General features: G+C 66.8%; 26 protein-coding genes and 1 pseudogene. 16 read left to right on the forward strand and 11 right to left on the reverse strand.

What is annotated here, in order from left to right; translation table 11 throughout:
- The 5 genes from EKH81_RS11250 to EKH81_RS11270 are packed head-to-tail and all read left to right on the forward strand — an operon-like array spanning position 1 to position 3,770.
- The gene (locus EKH81_RS11250; RefSeq protein ID WP_132057550.1) at positions 1–1,149 is read left to right on the forward strand and encodes an ABC transporter ATP-binding protein; all 1,149 of its coding nucleotides are present in this window, start codon (positions 1–3) and stop codon (positions 1,147–1,149) included.
- Positions 1,122–2,477, forward strand: a complete 1,356-nt coding sequence (locus tag EKH81_RS11255; protein ID WP_132057551.1) for an ABC transporter ATP-binding protein — start codon at positions 1,122–1,124, stop codon at positions 2,475–2,477. The genes EKH81_RS11250 and EKH81_RS11255 overlap by 28 nt, the downstream gene beginning before the upstream one ends.
- Before the next feature lie 39 nt (positions 2,478–2,516).
- The gene (locus EKH81_RS11260; protein ID WP_132057552.1) at positions 2,517–3,023 is read left to right on the forward strand and encodes a hypothetical protein; all 507 of its coding nucleotides are present in this window, start codon (positions 2,517–2,519) and stop codon (positions 3,021–3,023) included.
- Positions 3,020–3,472 carry a hypothetical protein gene (locus EKH81_RS11265; protein WP_132057553.1) on the forward strand — a complete coding sequence of 151 codons (453 nt, stop codon included), beginning with the start codon at positions 3,020–3,022 and terminating at the stop codon, positions 3,470–3,472. Before EKH81_RS11260 ends, EKH81_RS11265 begins: the two co-directional genes overlap by 4 nt.
- Before the next feature lie 43 nt (positions 3,473–3,515).
- Complete coding sequence (locus EKH81_RS11270) at positions 3,516–3,770, forward strand: hypothetical protein (RefSeq protein WP_132057554.1); 255 nt, start codon at positions 3,516–3,518, stop codon at positions 3,768–3,770.
- Between the two features lie 33 nt (positions 3,771–3,803).
- Here EKH81_RS11270 and EKH81_RS11275 read toward each other — a convergent pair whose 3' ends face one another.
- From EKH81_RS11275 to EKH81_RS11290, 4 genes are read right to left on the reverse strand one after another with little or no spacing between them, the layout of a single operon-like run.
- Entirely contained in the window at positions 3,804–4,013 is a 210-nt protein-coding gene (locus EKH81_RS11275) for a hypothetical protein (protein WP_132057555.1), read from the reverse strand.
- A gap of 4 nt (positions 4,014–4,017) precedes the next feature.
- Positions 4,018–4,548, reverse strand: a complete 531-nt coding sequence (locus tag EKH81_RS11280) for a hypothetical protein (RefSeq protein WP_132057556.1) — start codon at positions 4,546–4,548, stop codon at positions 4,018–4,020.
- A 3-nt stretch (positions 4,549–4,551) separates the two neighbouring features.
- Positions 4,552–4,800 (reverse strand): hypothetical protein, encoded by a 249-nt coding sequence (locus EKH81_RS11285; RefSeq protein ID WP_132057557.1) that lies wholly within the window; start codon positions 4,798–4,800, stop codon positions 4,552–4,554.
- Positions 4,801–4,839: 39 nt separating this feature from the next.
- Positions 4,840–5,202, reverse strand: a complete 363-nt coding sequence (locus tag EKH81_RS11290; protein ID WP_132057558.1) for a hypothetical protein — start codon at positions 5,200–5,202, stop codon at positions 4,840–4,842.
- A gap of 214 nt (positions 5,203–5,416) precedes the next feature.
- Here EKH81_RS11290 and EKH81_RS19855 point away from each other — a divergent pair, with 214 nt between their 5' ends.
- The 8 genes and pseudogenes from EKH81_RS19855 (at position 5,417) to EKH81_RS11330 (ending at position 14,431) form a co-directional block, all read left to right on the forward strand.
- A complete protein-coding gene (locus EKH81_RS19855) occupies positions 5,417–7,018 on the forward strand; it encodes a hypothetical protein (RefSeq protein WP_162224605.1) in 1,602 nt (533 codons plus the stop codon).
- 265 nt (positions 7,019–7,283) lie between these two features.
- Positions 7,284–9,128 (forward strand): annotated as a pseudogene (locus tag EKH81_RS19575) (type II/IV secretion system ATPase subunit); the annotation flags it as partial.
- Entirely contained in the window at positions 9,125–11,176 is a 2,052-nt protein-coding gene (locus tag EKH81_RS11305) for a type II secretion system F family protein (protein WP_132057560.1), read from the forward strand. The pseudogene EKH81_RS19575 and the gene EKH81_RS11305, both read left to right, overlap by 4 nt.
- Before the next feature lie 2 nt (positions 11,177–11,178).
- Positions 11,179–11,703, forward strand: a complete 525-nt coding sequence (locus EKH81_RS11310) for a DUF7287 family protein (protein WP_132057561.1) — start codon at positions 11,179–11,181, stop codon at positions 11,701–11,703.
- A 1-nt stretch (position 11,704) separates the two neighbouring features.
- Positions 11,705–12,295, forward strand: a complete 591-nt coding sequence (locus EKH81_RS11315; protein ID WP_132057562.1) for a DUF7288 family protein — start codon at positions 11,705–11,707, stop codon at positions 12,293–12,295.
- A complete protein-coding gene (locus EKH81_RS11320) occupies positions 12,283–13,218 on the forward strand; it encodes a DUF7261 family protein (protein ID WP_132057563.1) in 936 nt (311 codons plus the stop codon). Before EKH81_RS11315 ends, EKH81_RS11320 begins: the two co-directional genes overlap by 13 nt.
- Positions 13,215–13,670, forward strand: coding sequence for a DUF7266 family protein (locus tag EKH81_RS11325; RefSeq protein WP_132057564.1), 456 nt, complete (start codon positions 13,215–13,217; stop codon positions 13,668–13,670). Before EKH81_RS11320 ends, EKH81_RS11325 begins: the two co-directional genes overlap by 4 nt.
- Entirely contained in the window at positions 13,667–14,431 is a 765-nt protein-coding gene (locus tag EKH81_RS11330) for a DUF7289 family protein (protein WP_132057565.1), read from the forward strand. Before EKH81_RS11325 ends, EKH81_RS11330 begins: the two co-directional genes overlap by 4 nt.
- 64 nt (positions 14,432–14,495) lie before the next feature.
- Here EKH81_RS11330 and EKH81_RS11335 read toward each other — a convergent pair whose 3' ends face one another.
- Positions 14,496–16,274 carry a DUF7289 family protein gene (locus tag EKH81_RS11335; RefSeq protein WP_132057566.1) on the reverse strand — a complete coding sequence of 593 codons (1,779 nt, stop codon included), beginning with the start codon at positions 16,272–16,274 and terminating at the stop codon, positions 14,496–14,498.
- Between the two features lie 238 nt (positions 16,275–16,512).
- Here EKH81_RS11335 and EKH81_RS11340 point away from each other — a divergent pair, with 238 nt between their 5' ends.
- From EKH81_RS11340 to EKH81_RS11350, 3 genes are all read left to right on the forward strand, one after another.
- A complete protein-coding gene (locus EKH81_RS11340; RefSeq protein WP_132057567.1) occupies positions 16,513–16,836 on the forward strand; it encodes a HalOD1 output domain-containing protein in 324 nt (107 codons plus the stop codon).
- Positions 16,837–16,938: 102 nt separating this feature from the next.
- Positions 16,939–17,127 (forward strand): hypothetical protein, encoded by a 189-nt coding sequence (locus EKH81_RS11345; RefSeq protein WP_132057568.1) that lies wholly within the window; start codon positions 16,939–16,941, stop codon positions 17,125–17,127.
- Between the two features lie 224 nt (positions 17,128–17,351).
- Positions 17,352–17,927 carry a HalX domain-containing protein gene (locus tag EKH81_RS11350; protein WP_132057569.1) on the forward strand — a complete coding sequence of 192 codons (576 nt, stop codon included), beginning with the start codon at positions 17,352–17,354 and terminating at the stop codon, positions 17,925–17,927.
- A gap of 171 nt (positions 17,928–18,098) precedes the next feature.
- Here EKH81_RS11350 and EKH81_RS11355 read toward each other — a convergent pair whose 3' ends face one another.
- Genes EKH81_RS11355 through EKH81_RS11380 form a run of 6 tightly spaced genes read right to left on the reverse strand, consistent with a single transcriptional unit; the run spans position 18,099 to position 25,621 of the window.
- A complete protein-coding gene (locus tag EKH81_RS11355; RefSeq protein ID WP_132057570.1) occupies positions 18,099–18,956 on the reverse strand; it encodes a DUF58 domain-containing protein in 858 nt (285 codons plus the stop codon).
- Positions 18,953–19,906 carry an AAA family ATPase gene (locus EKH81_RS11360; RefSeq protein ID WP_132057571.1) on the reverse strand — a complete coding sequence of 318 codons (954 nt, stop codon included), beginning with the start codon at positions 19,904–19,906 and terminating at the stop codon, positions 18,953–18,955. Before EKH81_RS11360 ends, EKH81_RS11355 begins: the two co-directional genes overlap by 4 nt.
- A complete protein-coding gene (locus EKH81_RS11365) occupies positions 19,899–20,786 on the reverse strand; it encodes a DUF7502 family protein (RefSeq protein WP_132057572.1) in 888 nt (295 codons plus the stop codon). The genes EKH81_RS11360 and EKH81_RS11365 overlap by 8 nt, the downstream gene beginning before the upstream one ends.
- Positions 20,779–21,435, reverse strand: a complete 657-nt coding sequence (locus tag EKH81_RS11370; RefSeq protein ID WP_132057573.1) for a hypothetical protein — start codon at positions 21,433–21,435, stop codon at positions 20,779–20,781. Before EKH81_RS11370 ends, EKH81_RS11365 begins: the two co-directional genes overlap by 8 nt.
- On the reverse strand, positions 21,432–23,771 hold the full coding sequence (locus EKH81_RS11375; protein ID WP_132057574.1) for a VWA domain-containing protein: 2,340 nt from the start codon (positions 23,769–23,771) through the stop codon (positions 21,432–21,434). Before EKH81_RS11375 ends, EKH81_RS11370 begins: the two co-directional genes overlap by 4 nt.
- Positions 23,771–25,621, reverse strand: coding sequence for a vWA domain-containing protein (locus tag EKH81_RS11380; RefSeq protein ID WP_132057575.1), 1,851 nt, complete (start codon positions 25,619–25,621; stop codon positions 23,771–23,773). Before EKH81_RS11380 ends, EKH81_RS11375 begins: the two co-directional genes overlap by 1 nt.
- Positions 25,622–25,871 lie beyond the last annotated feature (250 nt).

Raw genomic sequence — 25,871 nt, forward strand, 5'->3', positions numbered from 1 at the left:
ATGACCCTACTCGAAGTCAACGACCTATCGATTCGGTACGACACGGGTGACGCCGAGGTACACGCTATCGACGGCGTCACCTTCAGCATCGACCGCGGCGAGACGTACGGTCTCGTCGGCGAATCCGGGTGTGGAAAGACCACGCTCGCGAAGTCGATTATCCACCTGCTCGACCACAACGGCTTCATCGAGAGCGGCGAAGTGTGGTTCGACGGCACGCTCCCCCACTGGGAGGACGAGAACGGCGACCCTCGCCGGGAGATTGTCGAGGACGACCGGTATCCGGTGCGCGACGACGGGATGACCGACCTCGCCCAACTCGACACCGAGCAGATTCGGGACATCCGGTGGCGGAACATCGCGCTGATTCCTCAGAGCGCGATGAACGCGCTGAATCCGGTGTACAAGGTCGGCGACCAAATCGTGGAGGCCGTGTTGCGCCACGAGCCACACACGCCCGAAGACGAGGCCCACCAGCGCGCCCGCGACCTGCTCGAACGGGTCGGCATCGAACCCGACCGGGCCGACGACTACGCCCACGAGTACTCGGGCGGGATGAAACAGCGCGCGGTCATCGCGATGGCGATGGCGTGCAATCCCGACATGCTCATCGCCGACGAGCCGACCACCGCGCTCGACGTCATCATTCAGGACCGGATTCTCGACGAACTCGACGAGCTCCAGAAGGAGTTCAACGTCTCGATTCTGGTGGTGAGCCACGACATCAGCGTCATGGCCGAAATCTGTGACCAGCTCGCGGTGATGTACGGCGGGAAGATAATGGAGAGCGGCCCGAAGACCGAGGTGTTCCAGCAGTCGGCGAATCCCTACACGCTCGGTCTGAAAAATTCGTTCCCGACGGTGAAAGACGAACAGACCGACCTCGTCTCGATTCCGGGGTCGCCGCCGACGCTGCTCGACCCCGACGACGAGTGTCGATTCTTGGACCGATGTCCGTTCGCGGTCGAGGAGTGTCGCTCGTCGCATCCGCCGATGTACGACGTGTCGGCCGGGGAGGAAAGCCGACGCGTCACGGCCGAAAACCCCCAGATTCACCGGTCGGCGTGCTATCGAGTGGACGAACTCGAAACGATGCGAACCGAAGCAAGCAAGGAGGAAACATGGCAAGCGACGACCCAGAACCGATAGTCGAGGTACAGAACGTCTCGAAGCTGTTCGGCACGACCCAAGGCGTCACCGACAGGCTTCTCGGTCGCGACCCCACCCCGGTCCGCGCGGTGGACGGCGTGGACCTCACCATCAACGAGGGTGACATCATGGGAATCGCCGGGGAGTCGGGATGCGGGAAGACGACGCTCGGCAAACTCCTCGTGAAACTCCACGAGGCGACCCACGGCACCATCGAGTTCGACGGGAAGGACATCAGCGACCTGTCGAAGACCGAGCGCAACGAGTTCCGCCAGCGCGTCCAGATGATATTTCAGGACCCGTTCGAGAGCCTGAACCCTCGGATGACCGTGTTCCAGTCGGTGATGGAGCCGCTGAAGATAAACGACATCGGCGCGGGGTATCAGGACCGACGCGACCGGGTCAAGCAGGTGCTCAACGACGTGGGTCTCGCACCGGCCGAGGCGTACCTCGACGAGTTCCCGAAGGAGCTTTCGGGCGGCGAGCGCCAGCGGGTCGCCATCGCACGCGCGCTCATCGTGAACCCGGACTTCATCGTCTGCGACGAACCGGTGTCGATGCTCGACGTATCGATTCGCGCGGGCGTATTGAATCTGATGAAGGAACTACAGGACGAGTACGGCCTGACGTACGTCTTCATCAGCCACGACCTCTCGCTCATCCGGTACATGTGCGACCGGACCGCAATCATGTACCTCGGAAACGTCATCGAGCAGGGACCGACCAGCGAAGTGGTGATGAACCCGAAACACCCCTACACCGAGGCGCTGTTCGACGCGGTGCCCGAAATCGACCCCGAAGCCGAGCGCCACCGCGCGAACGTCACGGGCGAGGTCCCCGACCCACGGAATCCGCCGGCCGGGTGTCGGTTCCACCCGCGATGCTCGAACATCATCCCGCCGGAGGGGTGGGCCGGAAGCCAAGAGGCGTTCCGGCGAGTGTTCCAGTTCAAGAGTCGCGTCCTTCAGGACGACCTCGACCCCGAGGAAGCGACCGAGAACGCCGCGAGCGAGTCGACCGACGCGATTCTCGAACGCGGTCTCGCGCTCGAACTCCCCGAGGAGCACTCGCTCGACGCCGAAGCCTCCCGGTCCATCGACCCGTCGGTGCTCGACCTTCCGGCCGACGCCGAGCGAACCCTCCGAGAAGCGGCCGAGCGCCTCCTCGAAGGCGACTTCGAGGCCGCGAAGGCCGAAGTCGAGGACGAGTTCGAGTCGATTTGCGAACGTGAGAACCCCGCAGTACGAGAGGCCGGGACGCAGGTCACCGCGTGTCACCTCTACGAGGAGGAGGCGGGCGAACCCGTCGCGCCCGGCGTCTCGGACTGATTCGATGCGAACGTCCCCGCGAACCCACTGATTCACGTCATGGTACCCCTACGCTTTCCCGACCGACCCGAGGATTCCGAGCGTCGCGCCCAGATTACCGCGAGACATCTCCTCGTCGGCGCGTTCCTCGTCGTGGCAGTCGCGACGGCCGCCATGTTCGCACAGGCTGCGACCGGTCACGTCGCGTCGATGCACGCCACGAGCGCGAACGTCACGGTCGCCGACTACGACGTGACCGACGGCGACCGACTCGACCTCACACTCCGAGTCCACAACCCCACGATTCGGGACCTCGAACTCGGTCCCGCGCTGGTGAACGCCTACGTCGATGGCGAGCAGACGACGGACGGGACCACGACAACGTTCGACGGCGGGCCGATTCCGGCGGATGAGACGGTCGAGATTACCGGCACCCTCGGTCTCCGCGAAGCGGGGGGCGATCGGCTTCGGAGCGCCGACCGGGTCGAGGTCCGGGGTCGGCTCAAGGTGTTCGTCGGCGACGAGCTAATTTACGTGCGGGTCGATACCGTGGGGGTGTCCGAATGAGCGGTGGAACCTCGTCGGGATGGTCCTCGGACGCGCAGGACGCCACCGGACTCCACCGGACCGCCGCGTTCCTGCTCGAAGGAGTCGCGGTCGGCCTGCTCGCGGGGATGGGCGCGTTCGTCTACAACACGCCACAGTTCGTGGGTCTCGGCGCGGACGCGAAACTCCTGCTCGTCCCGATGGTCGGGGCCGGAGCGTTCGCCCACCTGTTCGCGTCCTCGCTTCGGGACTCGATTCGGCTGGGTCTCACCGGCTTTTTCGTCGGACTCGCGGTGTTCGTCGGCGCGTGGATTGCGCCGCTGTGGATGCTGTCGTACCCGCCGACCGCTCGGGACGTGTTGCTCCCCGAGATGGTCGGCGACGTGATGTCGGCGGCGTTCCTGAACTACGCCGGGGCGTACCTCGGTGGCTACCTCCTCACGGTGTCTCTCGGCGCGCTCTGGGAGTAGCCGAACCGCTACGCTTTTCTACGCGGTCGGAAAACGTGAATTCGTGCCGAAGGACACGCCACAGCGCGAGAAGACCGTGCGCGAGCGCGGGACGTTCGCCAAGCACGGCGGCGACCCGTCGCTGAAGAGCTACCTCTCGTCGCTGTTCTTCGTGCTGTCGGTTCCGGGGCTGATTCTGGTGGCGTACGCCGGATTCACCGCGGGGTTCTACTCCTACTCGTTCGTGGTCCCCGTGTTCGCGGGGCTGTTCGTGGCGTCGCTGGTCGTCGTGTTCACGGCGATGCACGTGTTCACGTAACGTCGCGGTTCATGCACGTAGCGGTGTCACGTCTCATCCGGTGTTCCCCCACACCGTCAGGTAGAACACGACGACCATCGCGCCGAGTAAGAGGCCGAACTGCGTTCTCGTCGGCGACCCGCCCGGCGAGAAAACGAAGCTGACGAGGCTCCCGACGCCGAGCAGTGTGGCGAGACCGAACAGAAGCATCATCCGGTAGGTCTCGTCGGACAGCGCGGCGTACAGGCGGGAGCGGTCTACCATGTCGTCAGTACGGAACGCCCTCGTACACCGCTTCGACGGGTTCGACGACCAACTGCTGTGCGAGCGCGTACGTCGCCAGCGCGACGTCGTCGTCGGCCGCGAACTCGCCCGGTTGGTCGCGCCACTCGGCCACGCTCGCGGCGTACCGGACGTGCGAGTCGTGGACCGTGAACAGCCACTCTTCGGGGAGTTCGTCGTCGACCTCTCGGCGGGCGCGAAACAGGTACTTGAACGTCTCGTCGGTACGGTCGCTGATGTCCTCGCCAGCGTGATACTCGGGCAGTTGGGGCGTGCCGAACAGTTGGACGAGTCGGTAGAGTCCGACGCCGACGCTCACGTCCTCGGAACCGTCGGGGTCGGGACTCAGATACGCGATGACGTTGAGGTCCTCGCGCTCGCGGACGTTGTCCTCGACGAGCACCGACCCGGCTTCGCGCTCGCGTTCGATTTCCTCGCGAGACACCGGTTCGACGAGAATATCCTGTAGCGATTCGGGGTCGGGTGCGTCGGGGTGGTTGCGAATATCGACCGACATGGGTCAGTACGCGAAGTAGTTGAAGCTCTTCCATCCGAGATAGCCGACGACGATGCAGGCGACGCCCACGAGACCAACGACGATGGATTCGAACGCCGAGAGCGCCTCCGCGGGGTCGCCCATCCCGAAGTACAGCGTGATACCGACCATCGTGAAAATGTAGCCGACGACCAGACCGAGAATCATTACGCCCAGCGACCCGAATCCGATGGGTCCTCGAAGCGGTTTCGGCACGGTGTCTTTCAGGGCCATGCTCTGTGATGTCTTTCCTCAAGCTTAAAAGTTCTGGAACTATCGCTCGTCGTCGGCTTCGAGGCGGTCGAAGTCCTCCTCGGACAGCGGCGACATCTCGGGGTCGAAGTCGGTTGCGTCGGCGTCGATAGCGTCGGCGGCGTCAGAGGTGTTGGCGTCGGTGGTCTCGGCTTCGGGTTTGGACTCCTCTGACGGGAGCGACGTGTACTCCGAGACGGGCGTCTGAAACCGGTAGCCGAGCGCGATGAAGACGAGACCGAGCGCGGCCCGGAACACCGCCCACGGCGAGGTGACGGCGTACTGGCCGGTCACGACCGACCCGTGGAGCGACTCGCCGAGCATGAGCGCACCCGTCACGAGCAACACCGTACTCAACATCGCGACCAGACGGACTGAAATCACGCGCGGGGATTTCGAGTCGCGAAAGTTACGTGTTCCGATTCGGGGTGGGGTGGTCTCTCACGCCACGGTCTCGACGTCTCTACCAACGCTCACGGGGCAGAGAAAGTAGGGATTTCTCGGATTCAACGCTTCGTTACCGGCGACCGTACGATGAAATGACATGTGCGGTAATCGGCAAGAGGTTTTTTCAACCATTAGCCGAAGGAAACAGCCAATGAGCGACGAACCGGACGCGGGGGAGGCGTCCCCCGACGAAGCGACCCGGCGCGACGACGCCGAGAGCGAGTCAGAAACCCGGAACGACGCCGGGACGGCGGCCGAGTCCGACCGCGGTCACGACTCGAACGCGGGCGCGACCGTCGGCGAGTACGACTGGGAGGCGTTCGAACGGGAGTTCTTTTACGAGGACGGCGGCCCGCCGACCAACTGGCGGGGCAAGCCCTACTCGTTCGACGCCGAGGAGTACTTGGGTCACGACCCCGCCGATACGCCGGACCGAATCGGCGACGCCGCCGAGACCGCGGCCGGGCTCGCGACTTACTTCGAGTCCTTTCTCGACCCCGAGGAGACGCCGGTCGAACGCGGCGAGTACCTCTGGGAGCACTTCCGGTACGAGTACTACTACGACCGTAGCGACGATGGCGTCGAGCACCCGCGAGACGACGAGGGCGATGTCGTCGCCTTCGACCGAGCCGAGTGGCTCGGTCACGACGACTTCCCGGCGAGCGTCTTCGAGGGCGGGTTCGCAGTCACCGACCTGAGCGCCGACTTCGAGGAGTGGCTCGACCCGGCGACCACCCCCGTCACCAAGGGCGAGTACTACTGGGAGCACTTCAAGTACGAGTACTACTACGAGGATACGAGCGTTACCGCGCCCGAGCGACCCCGCGACGACGACGGGGAAATCGAGCGATTCGACGAGTCGGAGTGGCTCGGCTTCCCCGAGGACGACCTCGAATTCCTGCTCGCCGACGGCGCGGCCAAGGCAGAGAAACTCCTCGAAGTCGAGGACGAGCGCACCCTCGACGTGCCTGAGGAACTCGACGAGGACGAGTTCTTCTCGACGGTCGAGGGCCACACCACGGTCGTAAATCGGTACGACCTCGAAAAGGAGGTCGCGCTTCCGAAGAAACAGCACTTCCGCGAGGTAGACCGCTACTGGGTCAACAAGCCGTTCTCGTTCGTCGTCATCTTCCACTCCGAGAAGGAGAACGAGACGAAGTACTACGCGGTCGAACCGTATCGCACGCCCATCGAGGACGACCTCACCGAGTTCCTGACGGGCAAACTCCGGGCGTCCATCAAGTACTCCAGCGACGATGTGGTGGTCGAGGCCGCCGAGGAGGAGCGCGCGGGAGTCATCGAGCGTGAGGCGCTCGAACTGCTCGCGCGGTACGACCTCTACGCCGAGAACGACGGCGAGCGCGCAGCACAGCTCCGGAGTGCCCTCGCTCGCTACGACGAGACGAAAGAGACGGTCACCGAGTTCCTCGACCGGATTCGCGTGGAGACCGACGCGGCCATCGAACCCCTCCGCGAGAGCTACCGCGAGCGAATGGCCGAGCGCGCCGACGACAAACCGTCGAAAGCGGACACAGAGAACGCCGAAACCGAGGGTGCCGAACCCGATTCGACTCCCGCGGCGTGCCGCGGCCGCGCGGGGCCCGCGGCGGCCGCCGCGACCCAGGGCGGCGAGCCCGTGGGGCGCCCACCCGTTTCCCCCCCCGGGGGCGCGGGGGGCGGGCGGGCCCCCGCCGCGGCACGCCGAGACCGAGGACGGCGAGCAGGTCGCCGCGGACGGCGGAGCAGTCGGTGAGGCAGACGCCGAACGGTCTGTCGGTGACGCCGAGGCGGATGAGTCGCCACCCGCGCCCGACGAACCCGAATCGCCCGCGACATCCGGCTTCGGGGACGCCGACGCCGGAGACGCCGACCTCCCCGCCGAGACCGAAACCGCCCGCGAACCCCGAATCCGACTCGACGAGTATCTCGACCTCGACTTCGAGGCCGGGGGGAGCCTTCGCGACCAGATTCGGGCCGCTGTCGAGGCCAAAATCGAGGCGCTCGAACCCGACGACTCGGGCGGACTCGACGGCATCATGGCCCGGCCAGAGCCGGTCCTGATTGAGGAGAACGACGAGACGCTCTCGGAGTATCAGGTCGAGAAGCTACTCTACTACCTCACGCGCGATTTCACGGGATACGAGCGAATCGACGCCATCAAACACGACATCAACGTTGAGGACATCTCGGTGGACGGCTACGACTCGCCCGTGTTCGTCTACCACACCGACTACGAGCAGATTATCACGAACGTGTTCCACGGCAAGACGGAGTTGGACGACTTCGTGGTCAAACTCGCCCAGCGGTCGGGCAAGGGCATCTCGAAGCGCCAACCGCAGGTCGATGCGACTCTCCCGGACGGCTCGCGCGCCCAGCTAACTCTCGGCCGGGAGGTGTCGGACCACGGGACGAACTACACCATCCGGCAGTTCAAGGACGTGCCGTTCACGCCCATCGACCTCGTGAACTGGAACACGTTCTCGCTGGAGGAGATGGCGTTCCTCTGGCTCGCCATCGAGAACCACAAGTCGCTCATCTTCGCCGGGGGCACGGCGTCCGGGAAGACCACCAGCCTGAACGCCGTCTCGCTGTTCATCCCGTCGAACACGAAAATCGTCTCCATCGAGGACACCCGCGAAGTCGAACTGCCACAGCGCAACTGGATTGCGAGCGTGACCCGGCCCTCCTTTTCGGACGACGACAAGGGCGACGTGGACGAGTTCGACTTACTTGAGGCCGCGCTCCGCCAGCGCCCCGACTACATCGTGATGGGCGAGATTCGGGGCGAGGAGGGTCGCACCCTCTTTCAGGTCATGTCCACGGGTCACACCACCTACACCACGTTCCACGCCGACACCGTAGGCGAGGTGCTCAAGCGGTTCACGACCGAACCCATCAACGTCTCGAAGACCCTCTTTACCGCGCTCGATTTGGTCTCCATCCAGACCCAGACCCGCGTGCAGGGGAGCAAGGTACGCCGGAACAAGTCGCTCACCGAAATCAACGAGTACAACGCCGAGAACGACGAGATAAACGTCCAGGACATCTTCCAGTGGCGCGCCGAGGACGACGAGTTCATGCGCGTGCCGGGGTCGTCCACGATGCAGGACATCATGTTCGACCGCGGATGGGACGCCGAGCGACTCGAAGACGAGATTCTCAAGCGCCGAGCCATCCTCGCGTACCTCATCACGAACGGCCTGAACGAGTACACGCAGGTCGCGGCGACCGCACAGGCGTTCATCAACGACCCCGACACAATCCTGACGCTCGTCGCGAACGACAGACTCGAAGAGAGCTTGGCCGACCTCCGGGAGATGGAGAGCGTCCACATCGACATCGACCCCAAGAAAGAGGAGATGGTGCCCCGGCCCGACCCCGACTCGGAGACCTACGACCTCGCGAAGGGCATCCTCGCGGAGGCCGAGGACCGCCTGTTCGACGAGTACCGCGGGGCCGACGCGAGCGTGGACGGCCTCGCGGTCGCGCTCGCGGACACGAGCGAACCGACCGAGACGCCCACGAGAGGGGAGACGGATTCTGGGGGTCGAGACGACGCCGACCGCGCCCCACCGCGCTCGACCGAGGAGTTCGCCCACGGCGTGCGCGACCCCGCGGACGGCGGCGAACTCGGGCGGTTCCCCGACGGAAGTGAGGCCGAGCGCGGCGACGGAAGCGAAGCCGAGCGCGACGGCGAGACCGACGGGGACGCCGACGGCGGAGATGACGACAGTAGGAACGACGCCGAACGGGACGACGACTCGTTCGGCGGCTTCGAGGCCGCGTTCGACGGTGAGGATGGAAATCGCGAAGTGGACCAGTCGGACGCCGAAGCCGACCGCGACCGGGAGGCCGACGAATGAGCCACGGCACCTCGACCGGGACGAAGCGGTCGGCCGACTCGCTCGCCGACGCGTTCTACCCTCTGTTCGCGTACCTGTTCGACGAGGACGGCGACTTCGTGGCCGACGTGGAGCGAAAGCTCGCGGAGGCTCGGATGGCCGACACGGTGGAACTCTACCTCTCGCGGGGACTCGCCATCGGGACGATTCTCGGGGGCGTCCTCTGGATTCTGGGCACGCTCGTCGGTTACGGCCTGTTCGCCACCGGCGTCGTGGACGTGGGGATTCTCATCGGCGTACCGGTGCCCAACGAGACGCTCTTAGTACTCATCAACACGCTCAAAATCCCGGCGCTAATCGTCGTCAGCGGGCTGTTCTTCGGCGCAATCGGTCTGGGAATCGGGTTTGGAACTATCGCCGCGATTCCGTACTACCGAGCGGGAGAGCGAAAGCGCGAGATAAACATGCTCCTGCCCGACGCCATCTCGTTCATGTACGCGCTGTCGGTCGGCGGGCTGAATCAGCTCGAAATCCTGGAGGCGATGGCGAAGGCCGACGACACCTACGGCGAGGTGTCCAGAGAGTTCCAGTCAATCGTCCAAGAGACCGAGTACTTCGACACCGACTACCGGACCGCCATCCGCCAGCGGTCGCTCGAAACCCCGAGCGACGAACTCGGCCAGTTTCTGACCGACATGCTCTCTATCGTGAGTTCGGGCGGCGACATGGGCGACTTCCTCGACGACAAGAAGGACAAGCACATGCGGACCGCCAAGCAGGAACAGGAGATGACCCTGGAGACGCTCGAACTGTTCGGCGAGATGTACATGACCCTCTCGCTGTTCCCGCTGTTGCTCATCATCATCCTCGTCATCATGTCGATGCTCGGCGAGGCCCAGCAGTCGCTGCTCTACGGCACCGTCTACGGACTCATCCCGCTGACCGGTCTCGGCTTCCTCGTCCTCGTCTCGACGGTCAAGCAGGACGACCCCGGCGACGGCTATCTCGACCCCGAGGCGGGCGGCGAGCGACTCACCGCCCGGACCGGCGCGGGCCTGCTCCACCTCGGACTCGTCGAGAAGTACGTCGGCGACTTCGCGGTGTTCGACCGCATCAAGAGCCGCGAGGGCACCTACGAGACGGTGGCGCTCCTCAAGCGCCCGCACGTCTTCTTCCGGGACAATCCGCTGTTCACGCTGGGTCTCACTGTGCCCGCCGCGCTGGTGCTGGTCGGCAACGCCGTCTGGTCGGGCGCGGCCCCGCGCAGCCTCGACGGCATGATTTCGAATCCGGTCTGGGGGACGTTCATCTACGTCTACGTCCCCATCTACGTCGTGTTCTTCCCGCTCGCGGTGTTCCACTCGTGGAACGTCCGGTCGCGTCGAACGGTCATCGACAAACTCTCGGACAATCTCCGAAAGCTGTCCAGCGCGAACGACACCGGCCTGACCCTGCTCGAATCGATTCGGACCGTCGCCGACACCTCCACCGGAAAGCTGGCCGACGAGTTCGACGTGATTCACGCCAAGGTCGAGTACGGCATGGGGATGCGCCCCGCGCTCATCGAGTTCAACAATCGGTACCACATCCCGCGACTCGCCCGTACCGTCAAGCTGGTCAGCAAGGCCCAGGAGGCCTCCAGCCAGATTTCGGCGGTCCTCACGACCGCGGCCCAGGCCAGCGAGAATCAGGACGACATCGACCGCGAGCGCCGGTCGCGCGCCCGGATGCAGGTCGTCATCATCATCATGACCTACCTCACACTGCTCGCGGTGATGGCGATTCTGAAGGTCCGCTTCCTCGACGTGATGGCGGGACTCTCCTCGCAGGCCGCAGGAAGTAGCGGCGCGGGTGCGAGCGCGGCCGGGGGCGGTGGCGGCGGTGCGGCCCAACTCAGCGACGGCGTGGACACGAATCTGCTGTCGATGCTGTTCTTCCACGCCGTGACCCTACAGGCCATCCTCTCTGGATTCGTCGCGGGCTACATCCGAGACGCCTCGCTCCTGTCGGGCGTGAAGTTCGCGGTCGTTCTCCCGACCGTCGCGCTCGTGACGTTCATCTTCATCTAACAATGAGTAGTCAGAATCACCACCGAATCGACCCCGGCCGAAGCCACCACCGAACCGAGCGCGGCCAGACCAGCATCGATTTCGTGGTCGGGATGAGCGTCTTCCTGCTGACGGTGGCGTTCGTGGTGGGGTTTCTCCCCGGCTTGTTCGAACCGTTCGACGGCGGCGACGGCGCGGCCGCGCTCTCGGCCGACCGGACCGCCGCGGGACTCACCGGGGACCTGCTCGGGTCGCCCGACCGGCCGGACGTGCTGGACGCGACCTGCACCGCGGAGTTCTTCGACGCCGACGGCGACACCGCCGACTGCCGATTCGACGCCGACGCGTCCGACCTGTCGGGCGCGCTCGGACTCGGTTCGGGGACGAACGTCAACGTGACCGTCGAGGAAGACGGGAGCGTTCGGTCGGTCGCCGGGCAGAAACTCCGCGCCGGACCCGCCCCGTCCGAATCGGGGAGCGTCACGGTCGGGCGTCGCGTGGTCCTGCTCGCAGACGAGGAGAGTACGCTGTTCGTGAGGATGTGGTAAGATGGACCGAGGACAGGCACACACGCTGGAGGCGTTCACCGCGGCACTCGTCGTCGTCAGCGGCGTCATCTTCGCGCTGCAGGCGACCGCGGTCACGCCACTGACCGCGAGCACGTCGAACCAACACATCGAGAATCAGCACCAAGAGATGGCTCGCGGACTGCTCGCCAGCGAGGCCGAGAACGGGACGCTCCGCGAGGCGCTCGTCCACTGGAACGTCTCGGAGGAGTCGTTCGTCGAGTCGCCCGACCGCGGGTACTTCGCCAACCGCGGGCCGCCGAACGCGTTCGGCGACGCGCTCGACGAGACGTTCGGGGACGCCCACGTCGCGTACAACGTCCGGGTTCGGTACCGAACCCCGGACAATCGCTCGCGCACCGAGACGATGGTGTACATGGGGTCGCCGAGCGACAACGCCGTGACGGCGACCCGAACCGTCGTGCTGTACGACGACGATTCGCTGGTGGGTCCGGACGACGACACGACCGTCGGCGAGGCCGACGCGGAGGGCGACTTTTACGCGCCCGATGCCGCCCCCGACGGTCCGGTGTTCAACGTCGTCGGCGTGGAGGTGGTCGTATGGCGGATGTAGACGACCGCGGCCAGATAATCCTCATCACGGGGTTAGCAATCGCGGTCACGATGGTCGCGCTCGTCCTCGTGCTCAACACCGTCATCTACACCGAGAATCTCGCCACCCGGAACACGGGCGTCGGCGAACGCGACGCCATCGAGTACCGAAACGCCGCCATCGAGGGCGTCGGCGGACTCGTGGACCGCGAGAACGCGGCCGAGTACGCCAGCGACGCGGAGGTCGAAGCCGCGGTCGAGTCGGGGGTGCGGAGGCTCGCCGACCTGCTCGCCCGCGACCGGGTCGCGTCGGGCGCGATAGCGGAGTTACGCGTCGAAACGACGTGGGAGGGCGACCTCGTGCGACAGACCGACACCGACCGCGAGATGACCGCGGCCGACGGGAGCGAGTCGTGGGCGCTCGCCGGAAACGTCGAGGAGGTTCGGGGCTTCGCGCTGACAGTCGAAGACGACGACCTCTCGGGGTCGTCGCCCGCCGACGCCTTCACCGTGGTCGCCGACGACGGCGACGACCGGTGGCGCGCCGCGGTCTACGACGACGGCGGCGTCACCGTCGCGGTTCGGAACGCGAGTCAGGGCGACTGGACCGAGGGCGTCTGTTCGGACGCCACCGGGGAGACGACGACCATCGACCTCACCGCGGGTGCTGTGAACGGCGAGTCGTGCTCCGCGCTCGCGTTCGGTGAGGGGGTCGGGGAGTCGTACGACCTCCGGTACGAGAACGGCGGCGCGGCCGTCGGGACGTACGACCTCACGGTCAACACCTCGGGAGACGCCGAAATCGACGGTTCGAACTTCGACGCACCGGGGTCGTCTCCCTACGTGGTGGACGCCGTGTACGGACTCGAACTCTCGGTCAGGTACGAGCGCGCCCGACTCGCGTTCGCTGACAGACTCAGGGTCGCACCCGGTGAGTCGCGATGACCAGACGTCCCCGGAGCGACGAACGGGGCGTCTCGGTCACGGTCAACTACGCGCTGAACCTCGTCGTCGCCACGCTTCTCGTCTCCGGCCTGCTCCTCGCCACCGGAAACGTGGTCGAGGACCGCCGGGAGTCGGCGGCCGAAGCCGAGTTAGAGGTCGTCGGCAACCGACTCGCCGCGAACCTCGAAGCCGCCGGCCGACTCGCGTCGGTCGGCGGGTCCGACGCCGAAGTCCGGGTCGAGGCAGACCTCCCCGCTTCGGTCGCCGGAGCGACCTACAGCGTCGAAATCGACGACGGGGGCGAACGCCTCCTGCTGGAGACCAACACGCCCGAGACGACCGTCCGGGTCCCGGTTCGAACGTCCGCGACGGTCGAGACGACCCGAGTCGGCGGCGGCGACATCGTAATAACGCTCGCCGCCGACGGCGATTTGGAGGTCGAGCGCGGATGAACCGGGCGGTCAGCGACACCCTCGGCTTCGTGTTCGCGTTCGCGCTCGTGACCGCGTCGGTCGGCGCGGTGTACGTCTCGGGCATCGACGGGCTACAGAACGCCCAGCGCGACGAGCAGTTGCGGAACATGGAGCGGGCGTTCGACGTGGTAGACGACAACTTCCGCGACATCCGCGCCGGGGGCGCACCGAGTCGGGCGTCGGAAATCAAACTCCCCGGCGGTACCCTCGAATTTCTGGACTCGACACGGATAACGATTCAGACCAACGGCACCGGCTGTGTCGGCGGGTGTTCGCGACTCAACAACACGACGACGATGAACCCCAGACCGGTGGCGTACACCGACGGCGACACGCGAATCGTCGCGGTCGCGGGAGCCGTGTTCCGAACCGGTCCCGGCGGGTCAGTGATGCTGTCGGACCCGGGGTGGGTACGCGGTCCGGAGCGTGCGCTGATTCCGGGGTTCGTCACGTATCCGAGCGGCGACCGTACCAGCCTCGGCGGCGACGCGACCGTCCTGCTGGTCGCTCACGCTCAATCGCGCGAGGCCACCGAACGGATTCGGTCCGGAAGCGGTCGCGGACTGCGAGTGAACGCGACCGTCAGGACCGTCCGGGCCGACGCGTGGAGACGCTACTTCGAATCGGAGGGGTACGATATCACTCGGTACGACGAGACGGAGGAGGTGGTCTCCGCGGAGTTCGAAACCGAGCGCGTGTACATCTCGGAGACGGTCGTCGGTCTCGAAATCGAGCGGTAGCCACGACGGTGTGCGAACACGACTCTCGGGGGCACAGAACGCTCTTCGCGGCGAGCACGGAACGCTACCCGCGGGTGACGTTGACTTCGCTGACGCTGACGTGGAGGTAGGTCAACTGCGGGACGTTCGACGCCTCGCCGTCCACCGGGTCCACGCTGCTGAGCGCCTGGTCGAAGTGGACCGACCCGCCGGATTGGAGGAGGGTCTGGCCGCCGCCCACGATTCCCCCGTAGAGTTCCGCCTGCGAGGTGACGGTGACCGACCCCGATTGGGCGTCGGTTCCCGGGGCGTACACGAGACCGACGAGGGTCGAATCGCCCTCGATTTCGGCGTCGAGTCCCGGCCCGGCGTACACCCGGAGCGACGGCGATACGTGGCCGTCGGTGTCGCCAACCGTCGCGCCGCCGATGACGCGGAACTCCGAGCCGGTGGTGTACACCTTCACGGTGCCGTCCTCGGGGTCGGTCACGTCCACGTTCGCGCCGTTCCACTCGATTTCGTCGTCCACGACGAGGACGACGTCGCCGTCAGAGGTGTCGAATGTGAGGTCTCGCGAGCCGTCGAGGTCGCCGTTTTCGAGGTAGTACGCCCCGGACGGGAGCGTCAGGGTCGATTCGGAGTCGTTCCACGTACCGGTGGTCTCGTTTATCGCCGTCACCGCGTCGTTGTCGTTGGCCGAACCGTCGCGGTAGGTCTCGGCCTTGATATCGACGAGGTCGCCGATTGGCGAGATGTCGGGCGCGCTCCCGTTGTCCGCCACCCAGCCGGTCACGTCTCGACAGTCGTCGCCTCCGCCGCCCTTGCAGTTGGGTGGCGGACCCCCGTAGGAGAGATTACCGTGGACGGTGACGCCACCGCCGAGGTCGGCGGTGCCGCCGGCTCGGAGGTCGCCGTAAATCTCCGCGCCGCCGGTCAGGGTCACGCTCCCCTTCGTGACGATGGTCCCGTTGTAGGGTTCGACCGGAGCGCCCGAATACGCCCCGTCGGACGAATTGTAGCTGTCGGTGAACGACGACCCGCCAGCGCCCTGTATCGTCATCCGGTCGGCGGTCGTTCCCGCCAGCGCGTTCGTCACGGTCTTGGTCTCGCCGGGCACGACCAGCGTGATGGTGACGCGCTCGCGGTCGTGGTCGTAGCTCACTTCTCCGCCGGTTCGGTCCTCGAAGAATCGGCCCCACGCGTCGTAGTAGGCGCTGTCCACGGTGACGTTCACTTTCCCGTCTTCGAGCGGGTTCGACAGGTCGGGGTCGCCCGCGACGGGGTACTTCGCGTCGGTGTCGTCGCCCTTCGCGAGATGGGCACGCCCGTCGAGCCTCTCGGTGCCGTTCACCGCGACGAGCGGGAGCGTCAGCGTCGTCCCGCGATAGTGGAACTCCGGCGGCGAGACCATCGCGCTTCCGGCGTCGCTACGCCGCCAGACTCCGCCGCCCTGATACGCGACGGTCGTCTCGCCGTTCTCGTAGACGACCGCGCCGAGGGTCCGGTTCAGCACGACGGCCTCGACCGTCTCGTCGGTTCGGTTCACGACCTCCACTCGCATCCACCCCGTGTCGTCATCGACGCGGGTGGTCGAATCCACGCCGAGCGAAACCGTCTGGGAGGTCGAGTCGCCGAGACCGACGAGGCTCAGTTTCGAGTCCAACTGGGTCATCGCGTGTTCGGCGCTGTCGAGTTCCGAGGACTGCTTCGAGTCGTCGAGCGCCGACGAACCGAACGCCACGATGAGACCCGTGCCCGCGATGGTGATGCCGAGGAGGAGGACGACGCTGAGCACTTCGGACTGGCCGCGCACCCGCACGCTCGCCGTTCGATTTCCGCGTGTCGGAGTCGGCGACCGGGACATACCGGCCCATCGAACCCCGGTCTTATAAACCAATCCGCCACATCTAAGAAATGTTTGATTTCGAGGTGGCGGTCGGTGTCGTTTCGGGACGGGAGTCGATGTAGTGGGCGAACCCGAAGTGTAGCGGCCATCGAGGACCGGGATTTCGAGAAAACCCTTCGCAGTCGAGGGGTTTTCCGCCGTCGCCGGAAAGGCTATGTACGTCCCACCCTGAAATCGCGTAGTAACCGATTGTAGCATGCCGAGTTTCACTATCGACCCAGTCGAGATAGAAGTCGCCTCCGAGAACGGCGACACCAGTTCGACCTACGTCTTCGACATCAGCGACTACCTGCTCGACGGCGAGGTGTGTACGGCCGTCGCGCTGGCGCTGTCGAACGTCGTGGAGACCTCGCCGGAGCGAATGACGCCGTTGAGTTCCGTCGTGGACTGTGACGCCCTCCAACTCCTATTTCAGCCCCGACGGTACGGCGACCTCCGCGACGACGTGCGAGTCTCGTTCCCGTACGACGTGTACGAGGTCACAGTGTTTTCGAGCGGTCGCGTCCTGGTTCGCGGGTGAGCGGCCCCCGGTCGCACACACGGTGCTGGCTACGACTGCGACCACCGCGTCAGTAGTGACCACCCCGAGCGTAATGTGTCCCGCCCGCGTACGAGTCGAGCGATGCGCGCTCGCTCGGTCGGTCTGTATCGAACGCTCGCCGCCGCCCTCGCAGTCGCGGCGATTCTCGTCGTCGCCCACCTCGTCGCCCACCCCGTCGCCGAGTACGGCGCGTGGCTCGCGGCGTTCGCGATTTGGATGGCGTGGTTCGTGGCGGCCGCGCACGACTGGCTCTCGAACGCCGACTTCTGATACTGTCGGCTGTAATTCTTCGAATAGGGGTGCGTAGAAGAGGGGAGTGGAGCCGAGGAAACGCTCAATCCCCAGCGGTGATTTCCGCGTAGTTACAGCCGACAGTATGAGTCGGCGTTTGCGGCCGGAAATCGACCAACGGCCCTGCGAATTGCTGTCGAACCGCTAACCGTTACCGTCAGCTTAAAGTAGGTTATCCCGAGCAGTGTAACCAAGGTGTAGCCGTGTCAACAGTGCTTGTCGTCGAAGACGAAGCGGAACTCGCCGAGACCTACGCGTGTTGGCTGCGCGACAGCTACGACGTTCGAATCGCACTCTCGGGCAGCGAGGCGCTCGACGAACTCGAAGCCAATATCGACGCCGTTCTCCTCGACCGGCGAATGCCCGAGATGACGGGCGACGAGGTGCTCGACGAGATTCGAAGTCGGGGGTACGATGTCCGGGTCGCGATGCTCACGGCGCTCGAACCCGACTACGACATCTTCGAGATGGGGTTCGACGAGTACGCCGTCAAGCCGGTTCTCAAGGACGACATCCGGCAAATCGTCGAAGCGCTCCTCCGTCGAAGCCAGTACACCGACCGGCTTCTGGACTACTTCACGCTCGTCTCGAAGCGAGTGGCGCTCGAAACGCACAAGCCCGCGGCGGAACTGGAGCGAAACGACGAGTACCGCCGACTCGAAACCCGGGAGACGAAACTCGAACGCGAGATGGAGTCCGCGCTCGCCGAGTTCTCCAGCGAGGACTTCGAGGCGTTGTTCTACGACATCGGGGGCGAGAGAGCGAACTCCACGTCGTGAACCGACGCCGAGCCGTCGCGTACTCCGAGTCGTCCTCCGTCGAGCGACTGCGCCGGTTCGCTCATACTGTCGGCTGTACGTACGTGAATACCCGTGTCCGAAACCGCTCGTTTTAACGCTCGAACTCCTCGTATCCGCAATCGGCCGTTCGAAGAAGTACAGCCGACAGTCTCACTCGAACCAGAGGTCGCCGAACGAGTCGAAGAACGGCGTGTCGGTCTCGACCCGCTCGTAGCGCGCTCTGAGGTCGCGCGCGACCCCCTCGACCGCGTCGGCGTGGTCGGCGAAGCGGTCGCGATAGCTCCGTTCGAGCCGAGACCCGACGTGCGCTCGGACCGACTCGTCGGATTCGAGCGCCTCGAACACGGTGTCCCCGGCGGTCGGCAGGTCGCGCTCGCCGGGCGCGACCACGTGCGCGAGGACGACCTGATTCGACGCGAGGGCTTCGAGTCCGGCGTCGATGGCGTCGGTGTCGGCCAGGAAGTCGCTGCACACCACGACGAGCGCCTTCGAACGGATGGTCGCGGCGTAGTCGGTGAGCGCCGCGTCGAACGCGGCTTCGCCGTCGGGGTCGACCGCGTTGCACTGCTCGACCAGCCCCATCACTTCGCCGCGGTTCGACCGCCCGCGGTCGAGTCGCTCGGCGGTCGAGTCGAACGTCGCGAACCGGAAGTCGTTGTGCTCGCGCGCGGTCAGGTACGCGAAGCCGAGGCCCAGTTTCGCGGCGTACTCGAACTTATGAGCGTCGTCCTCGCCGAAGTCCATCGACGCGCTCGCGTCCACCAGCACGTGGACCGTGAAGTTGCGCTCGGCCTCGAACTGCTTGACGTAGAGTTCGTCGGTCCGGGCGTAGAGATTCCAGTCGATGAACCGGGGTTCGTCGCCGGGTTCGTACCGCCGGTAGTCGGCGAACGTCAGGCCCTCGCCCACGGCGTCGGTCGTGCGCTCGCCCTGTTGCTGGGAGCGCGCCCGGCGGTCGCGCGCGTCGTCGAACCGGTCGAGTTCCGCGAGGAACTCCGGGGTTATCATCGGTCCTCGACGAGCGTCTGAATAACGTCGTCGGGCGTCAGGCCCTCGCGCTCGGCCCGGAAATCGACCACGACGCGGTGACGGAGAACCGGCGGGGCCATCGCGGTCACGTCGGCGGCGCTGACGTGGGTCCGGCCCTCGATGAGCGCCCGCGCCTTCGCGGCCCGGACGAGCGACATGCTCGCTCGGGGACTCGCGCCGTATTCGAGGTCGTCGGCGGTCCGGGTGTCTCGGACCACGCCGACCGCGAGGTCCCGGAGGTCGTCGGCGATGGGGACCTGATGGGTGAGCCGTTGCATCTGGCGGAGTTCGCCGGTCGAGACCCGCTTTTCGACCGGCACGCTCGCGTCCACGTCGCGGGTGTACCGGTCCACGATTTCGCGCTCGGCCGCCTCCGGCGGGTAGTCCACGACCACTTTCAGCAGGAAGCGGTCGGACTGGGCCTCCGGGAGCGGGTAGGTCCCTTCTTGGTCGATTGGGTTCTGCGTGGCGAGGACGAAGAACGGTTCGGGAAGGTCGTACGTCTCGTTTCCAGCCGTGACCTGCCCTTCCTCCATCGCTTCGAGCAGGGCCGATTGAGTCTTGGGCGTCGCGCGGTTGATTTCGTCCGAGAGGACGAGATTCGCGAACACCGGCCCCTTCTCGAAGGTGAACGTCCGGCCCGCGTCGGTTTCCCGGACCATCTCGGTTCCGATGACGTCGGAGGGCATCAGGTCGGGGGTGTTCTGGATGCGCGAAAACGAGAGGTCGGTCACCTCCGCGAGCGTGCGAACGAGCAGGGTCTTGCCGAGACCCGGCGTGCTTTCGAGCAGGGCGTTGCCGTCGCACAGCAGGCACGCCAGCACGTGGTCCACCACGCGCTCTTGGCCGACGATGCGGCGTCGAATCTCCGAGCGGATGGCCTGAATGCGGTTCGTCACGTCGTCGATGGATGGGTTTCTCTCAGTCATCTGTAGAGTTCCCGTCGAGTTCTCGGGCGTATCGCTGGACGAGGTCGGCGTCCTCGACGCGCTCGGGCGAGGCGAATCCGGCGCGCTCGGCTTCGACGCCCGCGCCGTCACCGTCGGTATCGCGGTCGTAGTTCGCCGACTCGTCGCCCTCGCCGCCGGGACTGCTCCCGACCGACGCGGTCACGTTCTCGGACCCGGCCGAGACGTTCGTCTCCTCGCCCAACACCTCCGACCCGTTCCGGAGTTCGACGGACGAGCGGTTCTCGTCCGACTCCGCCTGAACCGCGCGGTCGCCGACGCCACCGGACGAGCCGGCGGTCGAGACGCCGATATCGACGCCGACGACCGCGGTCTGGACGGCCGCCAGACTCAGCGCGAGCGCGAAGACGAGCGTCACGCCGAGTCGCGTGGCGTCCAGCAGGCCGAGGCTGGAGGCGTTTCGGAGGCGGTACAGCACGTCTGCGTAGAGGGCTTGGGCCATCGGGTTCGCGCGGTCGGCGTCGGCAGCGTCCCGCGCGGTCCGGAGCGCCTCGCGCACCTCCGGGTTCGCGTCCTCGAACTGCTCTGCGACCGGGCGGCGGGTCCGGACGACGTACTCCGCGACGAACGCCGAGACGCCCGCCAGGACGGCCGCGAGCGCCCCCACGTCCGGTCCGGGGACGGGAAGCGAGTCGAACGTCGCGGGGGCGAGTTCGACGTCGAGGAGCGGAACCCCGGTAACGCCGACCGCGAGGTACGCCGCGAGCACGACACACGCCGCGTCGAGGCTGGCGTAGACGAACGCGGCTTTCCGGGTCTCGCGCCGGATTTCGGCGAGCGCGGCGCGAACGTCGTCACGGTTGTCCGGCGGGGTCCGGTCGTCGGTCGCGTCCTCACTCATTCGACTCGTCCTCCAGTTCGTCGATGCGCTCGCGGAGGCGGTCGTTCTCCTCTCGGAGGTCCCTGATGGTGACGTTCTTCCGGTCGAGGGTCCGGTTTCGGCTGTTGAGCAGGTCGTCGCGCCTGTCGAGCGTCTCGTTCCGGGTTTCGAGCAGGTCGGTGCGCGTCTCCAGCGTCTCGTTGAGTTCGTCCGAGAGCGCCTGGGCGTCTTCGAGGTCGGTTTCGAGTCGCTGTTTCTCGGCTTCGAGTTCGTCGCGCCGGTCCTCCAACTCCGAGACCTCCGCGCGAAGCGACTCGACTCGGTCGTTCGCCCGGTCGAGGTCGCGCTCGGTTCGATTGAGTTCGTCGCGGGTGGCGTTGAGTCGTGACTCGGTCTCCCTGAGTCGGTCCGAAACCGTCGCCACGTCCGACCGCCGGGTTTCGAGCGTCTCGTTGAGTTCCCGGAGGGTTCGGTTCGCGTCGTCGATTCGCTGGCGCTTCTGGTCGAGTTGGGACTGGAGTTCGTCGTTCCGGTCGGCGAGATTCTGATTCTCGGAGCGAACGTCCTCGACCGACTCCTGATAGTACAGCGTCGTCCCGACCAGACCGAGCGACGACAGTCCGACGAGCAGTGCGACCGCGACGTTGATGGTGGTTCCGAGGTAGCTCACGGTATCACGTCCTGTTTGTGGCGGCGACGGAGTCGCCGAACGCAGACTTCGCCGACGTAGACCGCGAGACCGGCGACTAGCACCGCCCAGTCCCACGATTGCTCGACTCGCTGGCGGTGGGTGGTCTGTCGCGTGACCGCCGACGCGATGGCGTCCGACTGGTCGGGCGCGAACGCCCGGCCGTCGGTTCGGTCCACGGCGCGTTCGAGGTCCGACGAGACGCCAAGTTCTGCGTACTCGGCCGGGTAGTCGGCGGCGTACTCGGCGTCGAGCGCGTCGTAGTAGCCCGGTTCGGCCGGGACCGTCCGGGCCTCGTAGCGCCCCGGCCCGACTTCGGAGAACGACAGGTCCTCGGCGTCGGGGCGCTCGTCTCCGGCGTACGCCACGGTCGTCGCCTCGCCCGCGCGGGTGTCGGGCGCGGCCACGATCCCCGTCGCCTTGCGCTGGGGGTCGCCGATGGCCCAGTTCACCGACCGCGAGAGCAACAGCGAGTTCGGGCGCTCGCGGAGGTCGCCGAGGCTCCCGTCGGCCCCGTAGGCGGTGACGGCCGCGACTCGCCCGAGACCGAACCGCCACGTCGAGAGCGCGGGCGCGCCGTAGCCGGTCGAGACCAGCAGGTCCGCGCCCTCCCTGACGCCGACCTCGTTCGCGCCGGGGAGTTCGGCCGTGGGTTCGACGCCCCGCGTGACGAAGTGGCCGTCGTCCACCACGACCGCGCTGTCGCCGCTGTACTGGCGGTCCGGCCCGCCGAACTCGACTCTGAGCCGGTTCGTCTCGTCGGCCGGGAGGAACGACCCGCCGGTTCGCTCGGCCACCCCGCGGAGGACGCCCGCCTTGACGTTGCCGACGCCGACGGTCACGACGCGCACGTCGCGCTCGGCGAGTCTGTCGGCCGCCGAGAACGCGGTGTCTCGGTCGTCCCGGCCGTCACTGAGCAGGACCACGGTGCCGCCCTCGTCGCCGAGCGCTTGGGACGCGCCGAGGAGTCCGGCCGAGATGTCGGTGCCGCCGCCGCTTTCGAGGCTCCGAATCTGCCGCTTCAGGTCGGCTCTGGAGTCGCCGAGTCTCGCGGGGTCGGCCACGCGGTAGGCGTCCTGATTGAACGCGACGAGACCGACCTCGTTTCGGTCGCCCAACTGTCCGAGAACGTCGAGCGCGAGCGATTTCTGGGCCGCCATCCCCGATTCGGCGCTTCCCGACACGTCCACCGCGAGCGCGATGCGCGACTGCTGGCCGGTCGAACCGCCGGTCCGGACCGGGAGGAGCGACGACAGCCGGGAGTTCTCGTAGCCGCCGTTCTCGTAGGCGTTCTCGCCGCCGACGACCGCGAGACCGCCGCCCTCGATGACGTGGTCCTGTAGCGCGCCGACATCCCCGAGGTCCGAGGCGGCCACGTCCTGCACGACGACCGCGTAGTAGTCGTCGAGGTCCGCGGGAACCGACTCGGCGCGGGTCACGTCGTAGAGTTCGCGGAGGTAGCCTTCCATCGGGTAATCGCCCCGGCTGACGTAGAGTATCTCGGGCTGTTCGACCACCTGCACCGTCTTCCGGGACACGTCGTTGACGGCGAACGCGTCGTCGCCGGAAAGTCGAGCGGTGACCCGATGGGAACCGACCGACGAGAAGTTGTGCGATACGGTGAACGCTCCGTCGTCGGGAACCCCTCGGGACTCGATTTCCGAGCCATCGACGGAGACCGACACCTCGGCGTCGGCGGGCACCTCCTCGATTCCGGCCACCCGGACCGCGAACTGATTCTCGACGCCGACCGACGCCTTCTCCGGTCCGGTGACGGCGACCCGCGCGTCCGACCGGTTCGGGGTCAGTTCGACGCGGTTGACGGTCGCGTTCATCGACGCCGCGAGGTCGGCGGCCCGGTCGAGCGACGCTCCGTCGGTCACCTGTCCGTCCGAGACGACCAGCACGCTCCCGTTAGGTCGCAGGCCCGCGACCACTCCCTCGCCGACTCGCGACCGATTCCCGGAGGCCGCCCGGACGCGCTCGACCGCGACTCCCTCGTCCTCGATGGCGGCTTCGAGGTCGTCGGCGGTCGAGGGGTACACCTCCATGCTCGCAGACTCGTCGGTAACCATCGTGACCTGCGAGTCGCCCGCGGTGGTCGCGGTCGTCACGGTGGTCGGTCCGGCGGCCGCGACCACGAGACAGCCGACCACGAGGAGTCGAGTCGCCGTGAGCGCGAGTCGCTCGCGGCGACTCGCACCGCCGCTCGCCCGCCGGACGACGAGCGCGAAGACGACGACTGCGGCGACCGGGAGCGCGAACAGAACGACCGGGCGCGCGAACTCGACCGACGCGGCGAGACCGGGCACGTCCATCAGAGGTCACCCCGGTAGCGCAGGAAGCCCAGTTCGAGCAGGACGAGGGCCGCGACCCCGCCCGCCGCGAGACCGGTCAGGTCGAGCGGTACCGTGCGCGATTCGGTTCGCTCGTTCGACGTGCCCTCTCCGCCGGTCGCGCCCGCGGCCTCCGTCGCGGAGGCCGCGGTCACGTTCGACTCGTCGGCGTCGGCCAGCGACGCGGCGTATCGCTCGCCCGCGCCCTCGTAGAAGCCGACGTGCCCGAGCGTGAGCGTTCCCGCTTCCCGGCGTCCGGCCGGAGTCTCGACGGTCGCCTCACCGTCGCTCGCGTTCCCCGCGAACCGGACGCGCTCGCCCGTCGCCCTGTTTCGCTCCGAGAGGGGCTGTCTCCCGGTCAAGTCGTAGATTGCGCGCTTCCAGAAGACGGGGTACCGGTAGTTTCGCTCGAACGTCGAGTCGTCGGTGGAGTAGCCGTAGTAGAGGACCTTTCCGTCGTCGACGCTCGCGGTGGCGAGCAGGGGCGTGCCGTTCGTGGTTTCGAGGAGCGCGCGACCGTCTCGGAGTTCCGCCTCGACGTACGACGACGGGGCCGGGAACGCCACGCCCGCGGTCAGCGGGGAGTCCGCGGGTTGGCCCACCGCCGGGTTCTCGGCCGTCCCCTCGGGTTCGACCGGGAGCAGGCCGCCGTACTCGACCGCCGAGAGGTTCGGCTGAGCCTGCACGACCACGCCGCCGCCCCGCGAGAGCGTCTCGCGGGCCACCTGTCGCGTCCCGTCGAGGAGGCGGCCGGGTTCGACTCCGCTGAAGACGACCACGTCATAGGACCCCGACACCGACGCGGGCGGATTCTTCACCGTCACGTCGGTCCCGCGAATCACCGACAGCGCCGTGGTGAGCGCGCGGTTCTCGTCGTTGGTCACTACGAGCACGTCGATGGTCGGGTCGTCGGGGGCGGCGACGGGCACTCGGTCGTCCACCGGGAACGAGTCGCCGGGCGTCAGTCGGAGGTCGCCGCCGCCCGCCGGGACGGGCAGGGTCGCGGTCTTCACGTCGCCGGGGTCGAGCGCGAGCGACTTGGACTCGCTGCCGAACTCGACCCGGCGCTCGACCGCCGAGTCGCCGAAGTTCTTCACTTGGACCGAGACGCTCCCGGCGTCGAACGAGTAGTCCACGACGCCGACGTTGTCCGACCCGCCCTCGTCGAACTGCCGGAGTTCGACCGCGTGGCCTCGCGCTCGCGCGGCCGACACCGCGGTCGTCCACCCGTCGTCGGCGAAGTCGCTCGCGACCACGATCCGGGCGTCGTCGCCCGCGATAGTTGCGCCCCGGTCGATTGCGCTCGCGAGGTCACCACTCGCTCCGGTCACGCGGAGGTCGTCGAGCGCCGACCGCGCCTCGGGCGCGGGTACGCCCTGCGCGCGGACCGCGGTCTCGGGACCCGCGACGACCACGGAGGTCCGGTCGGTCGCGTCGTCCTTCGCGGCCGCCACCGCCCGGTCGAACCGCGTGGTTCCGTCGGCCTGCGTCGCCATGCTCGCGCTCGCATCGACCACGACGACCGTCTCCTCGACCGCGCGCTCCTCGGACACCGGAACGTACGGCGATGCGAGCGAGATGGCGAACGCCGCGACCGCGAGCAACTGAATCGCGAGGAGTCCGCTCCGCTGGAGTCGCCGGAGCGCTGGGTGTCGGCGCTGCTCGTCGGTGTCGCCCAGCAGGAACTCGACCGCGGGAAACGTGACCCGAGTCGGGTCTGGCTTGAGAAGGTAGAGCAGGAGTATCGGAATCGCGGCGGCGAGCGCCACGATTCCGAACGGGGTCAGAAACACCGACGCGAGCGCCTCTCGGAGCGTTCCGACGGCACTCATCGGACGCGCACCTCCGCGGGAGGACCGGAGGGTGGTCGGGGCGGGCTTCGCAGGGGGAGTGACGGAGTAGAGGGCATCGGTCGTTCGACGGTCGCGTTTCGGACGAGGGTGGTTCAGCGGGCGCTTTTCGTGTCACCGTTACAACGAGAGATTATATATCTTCTCATGTAGAGAGTGGTGACTTTCAGGATACTGTGAATCTGTAATCGATGGTGGGGCGTCGGTCCGGCGGGCGAACCCCACGGAGAGA

This window comes from Halorussus amylolyticus (assembly GCF_004143485.2).
Taxonomy (GTDB): domain Archaea; phylum Halobacteriota; class Halobacteria; order Halobacteriales; family Haladaptataceae; genus Halorussus; species Halorussus amylolyticus.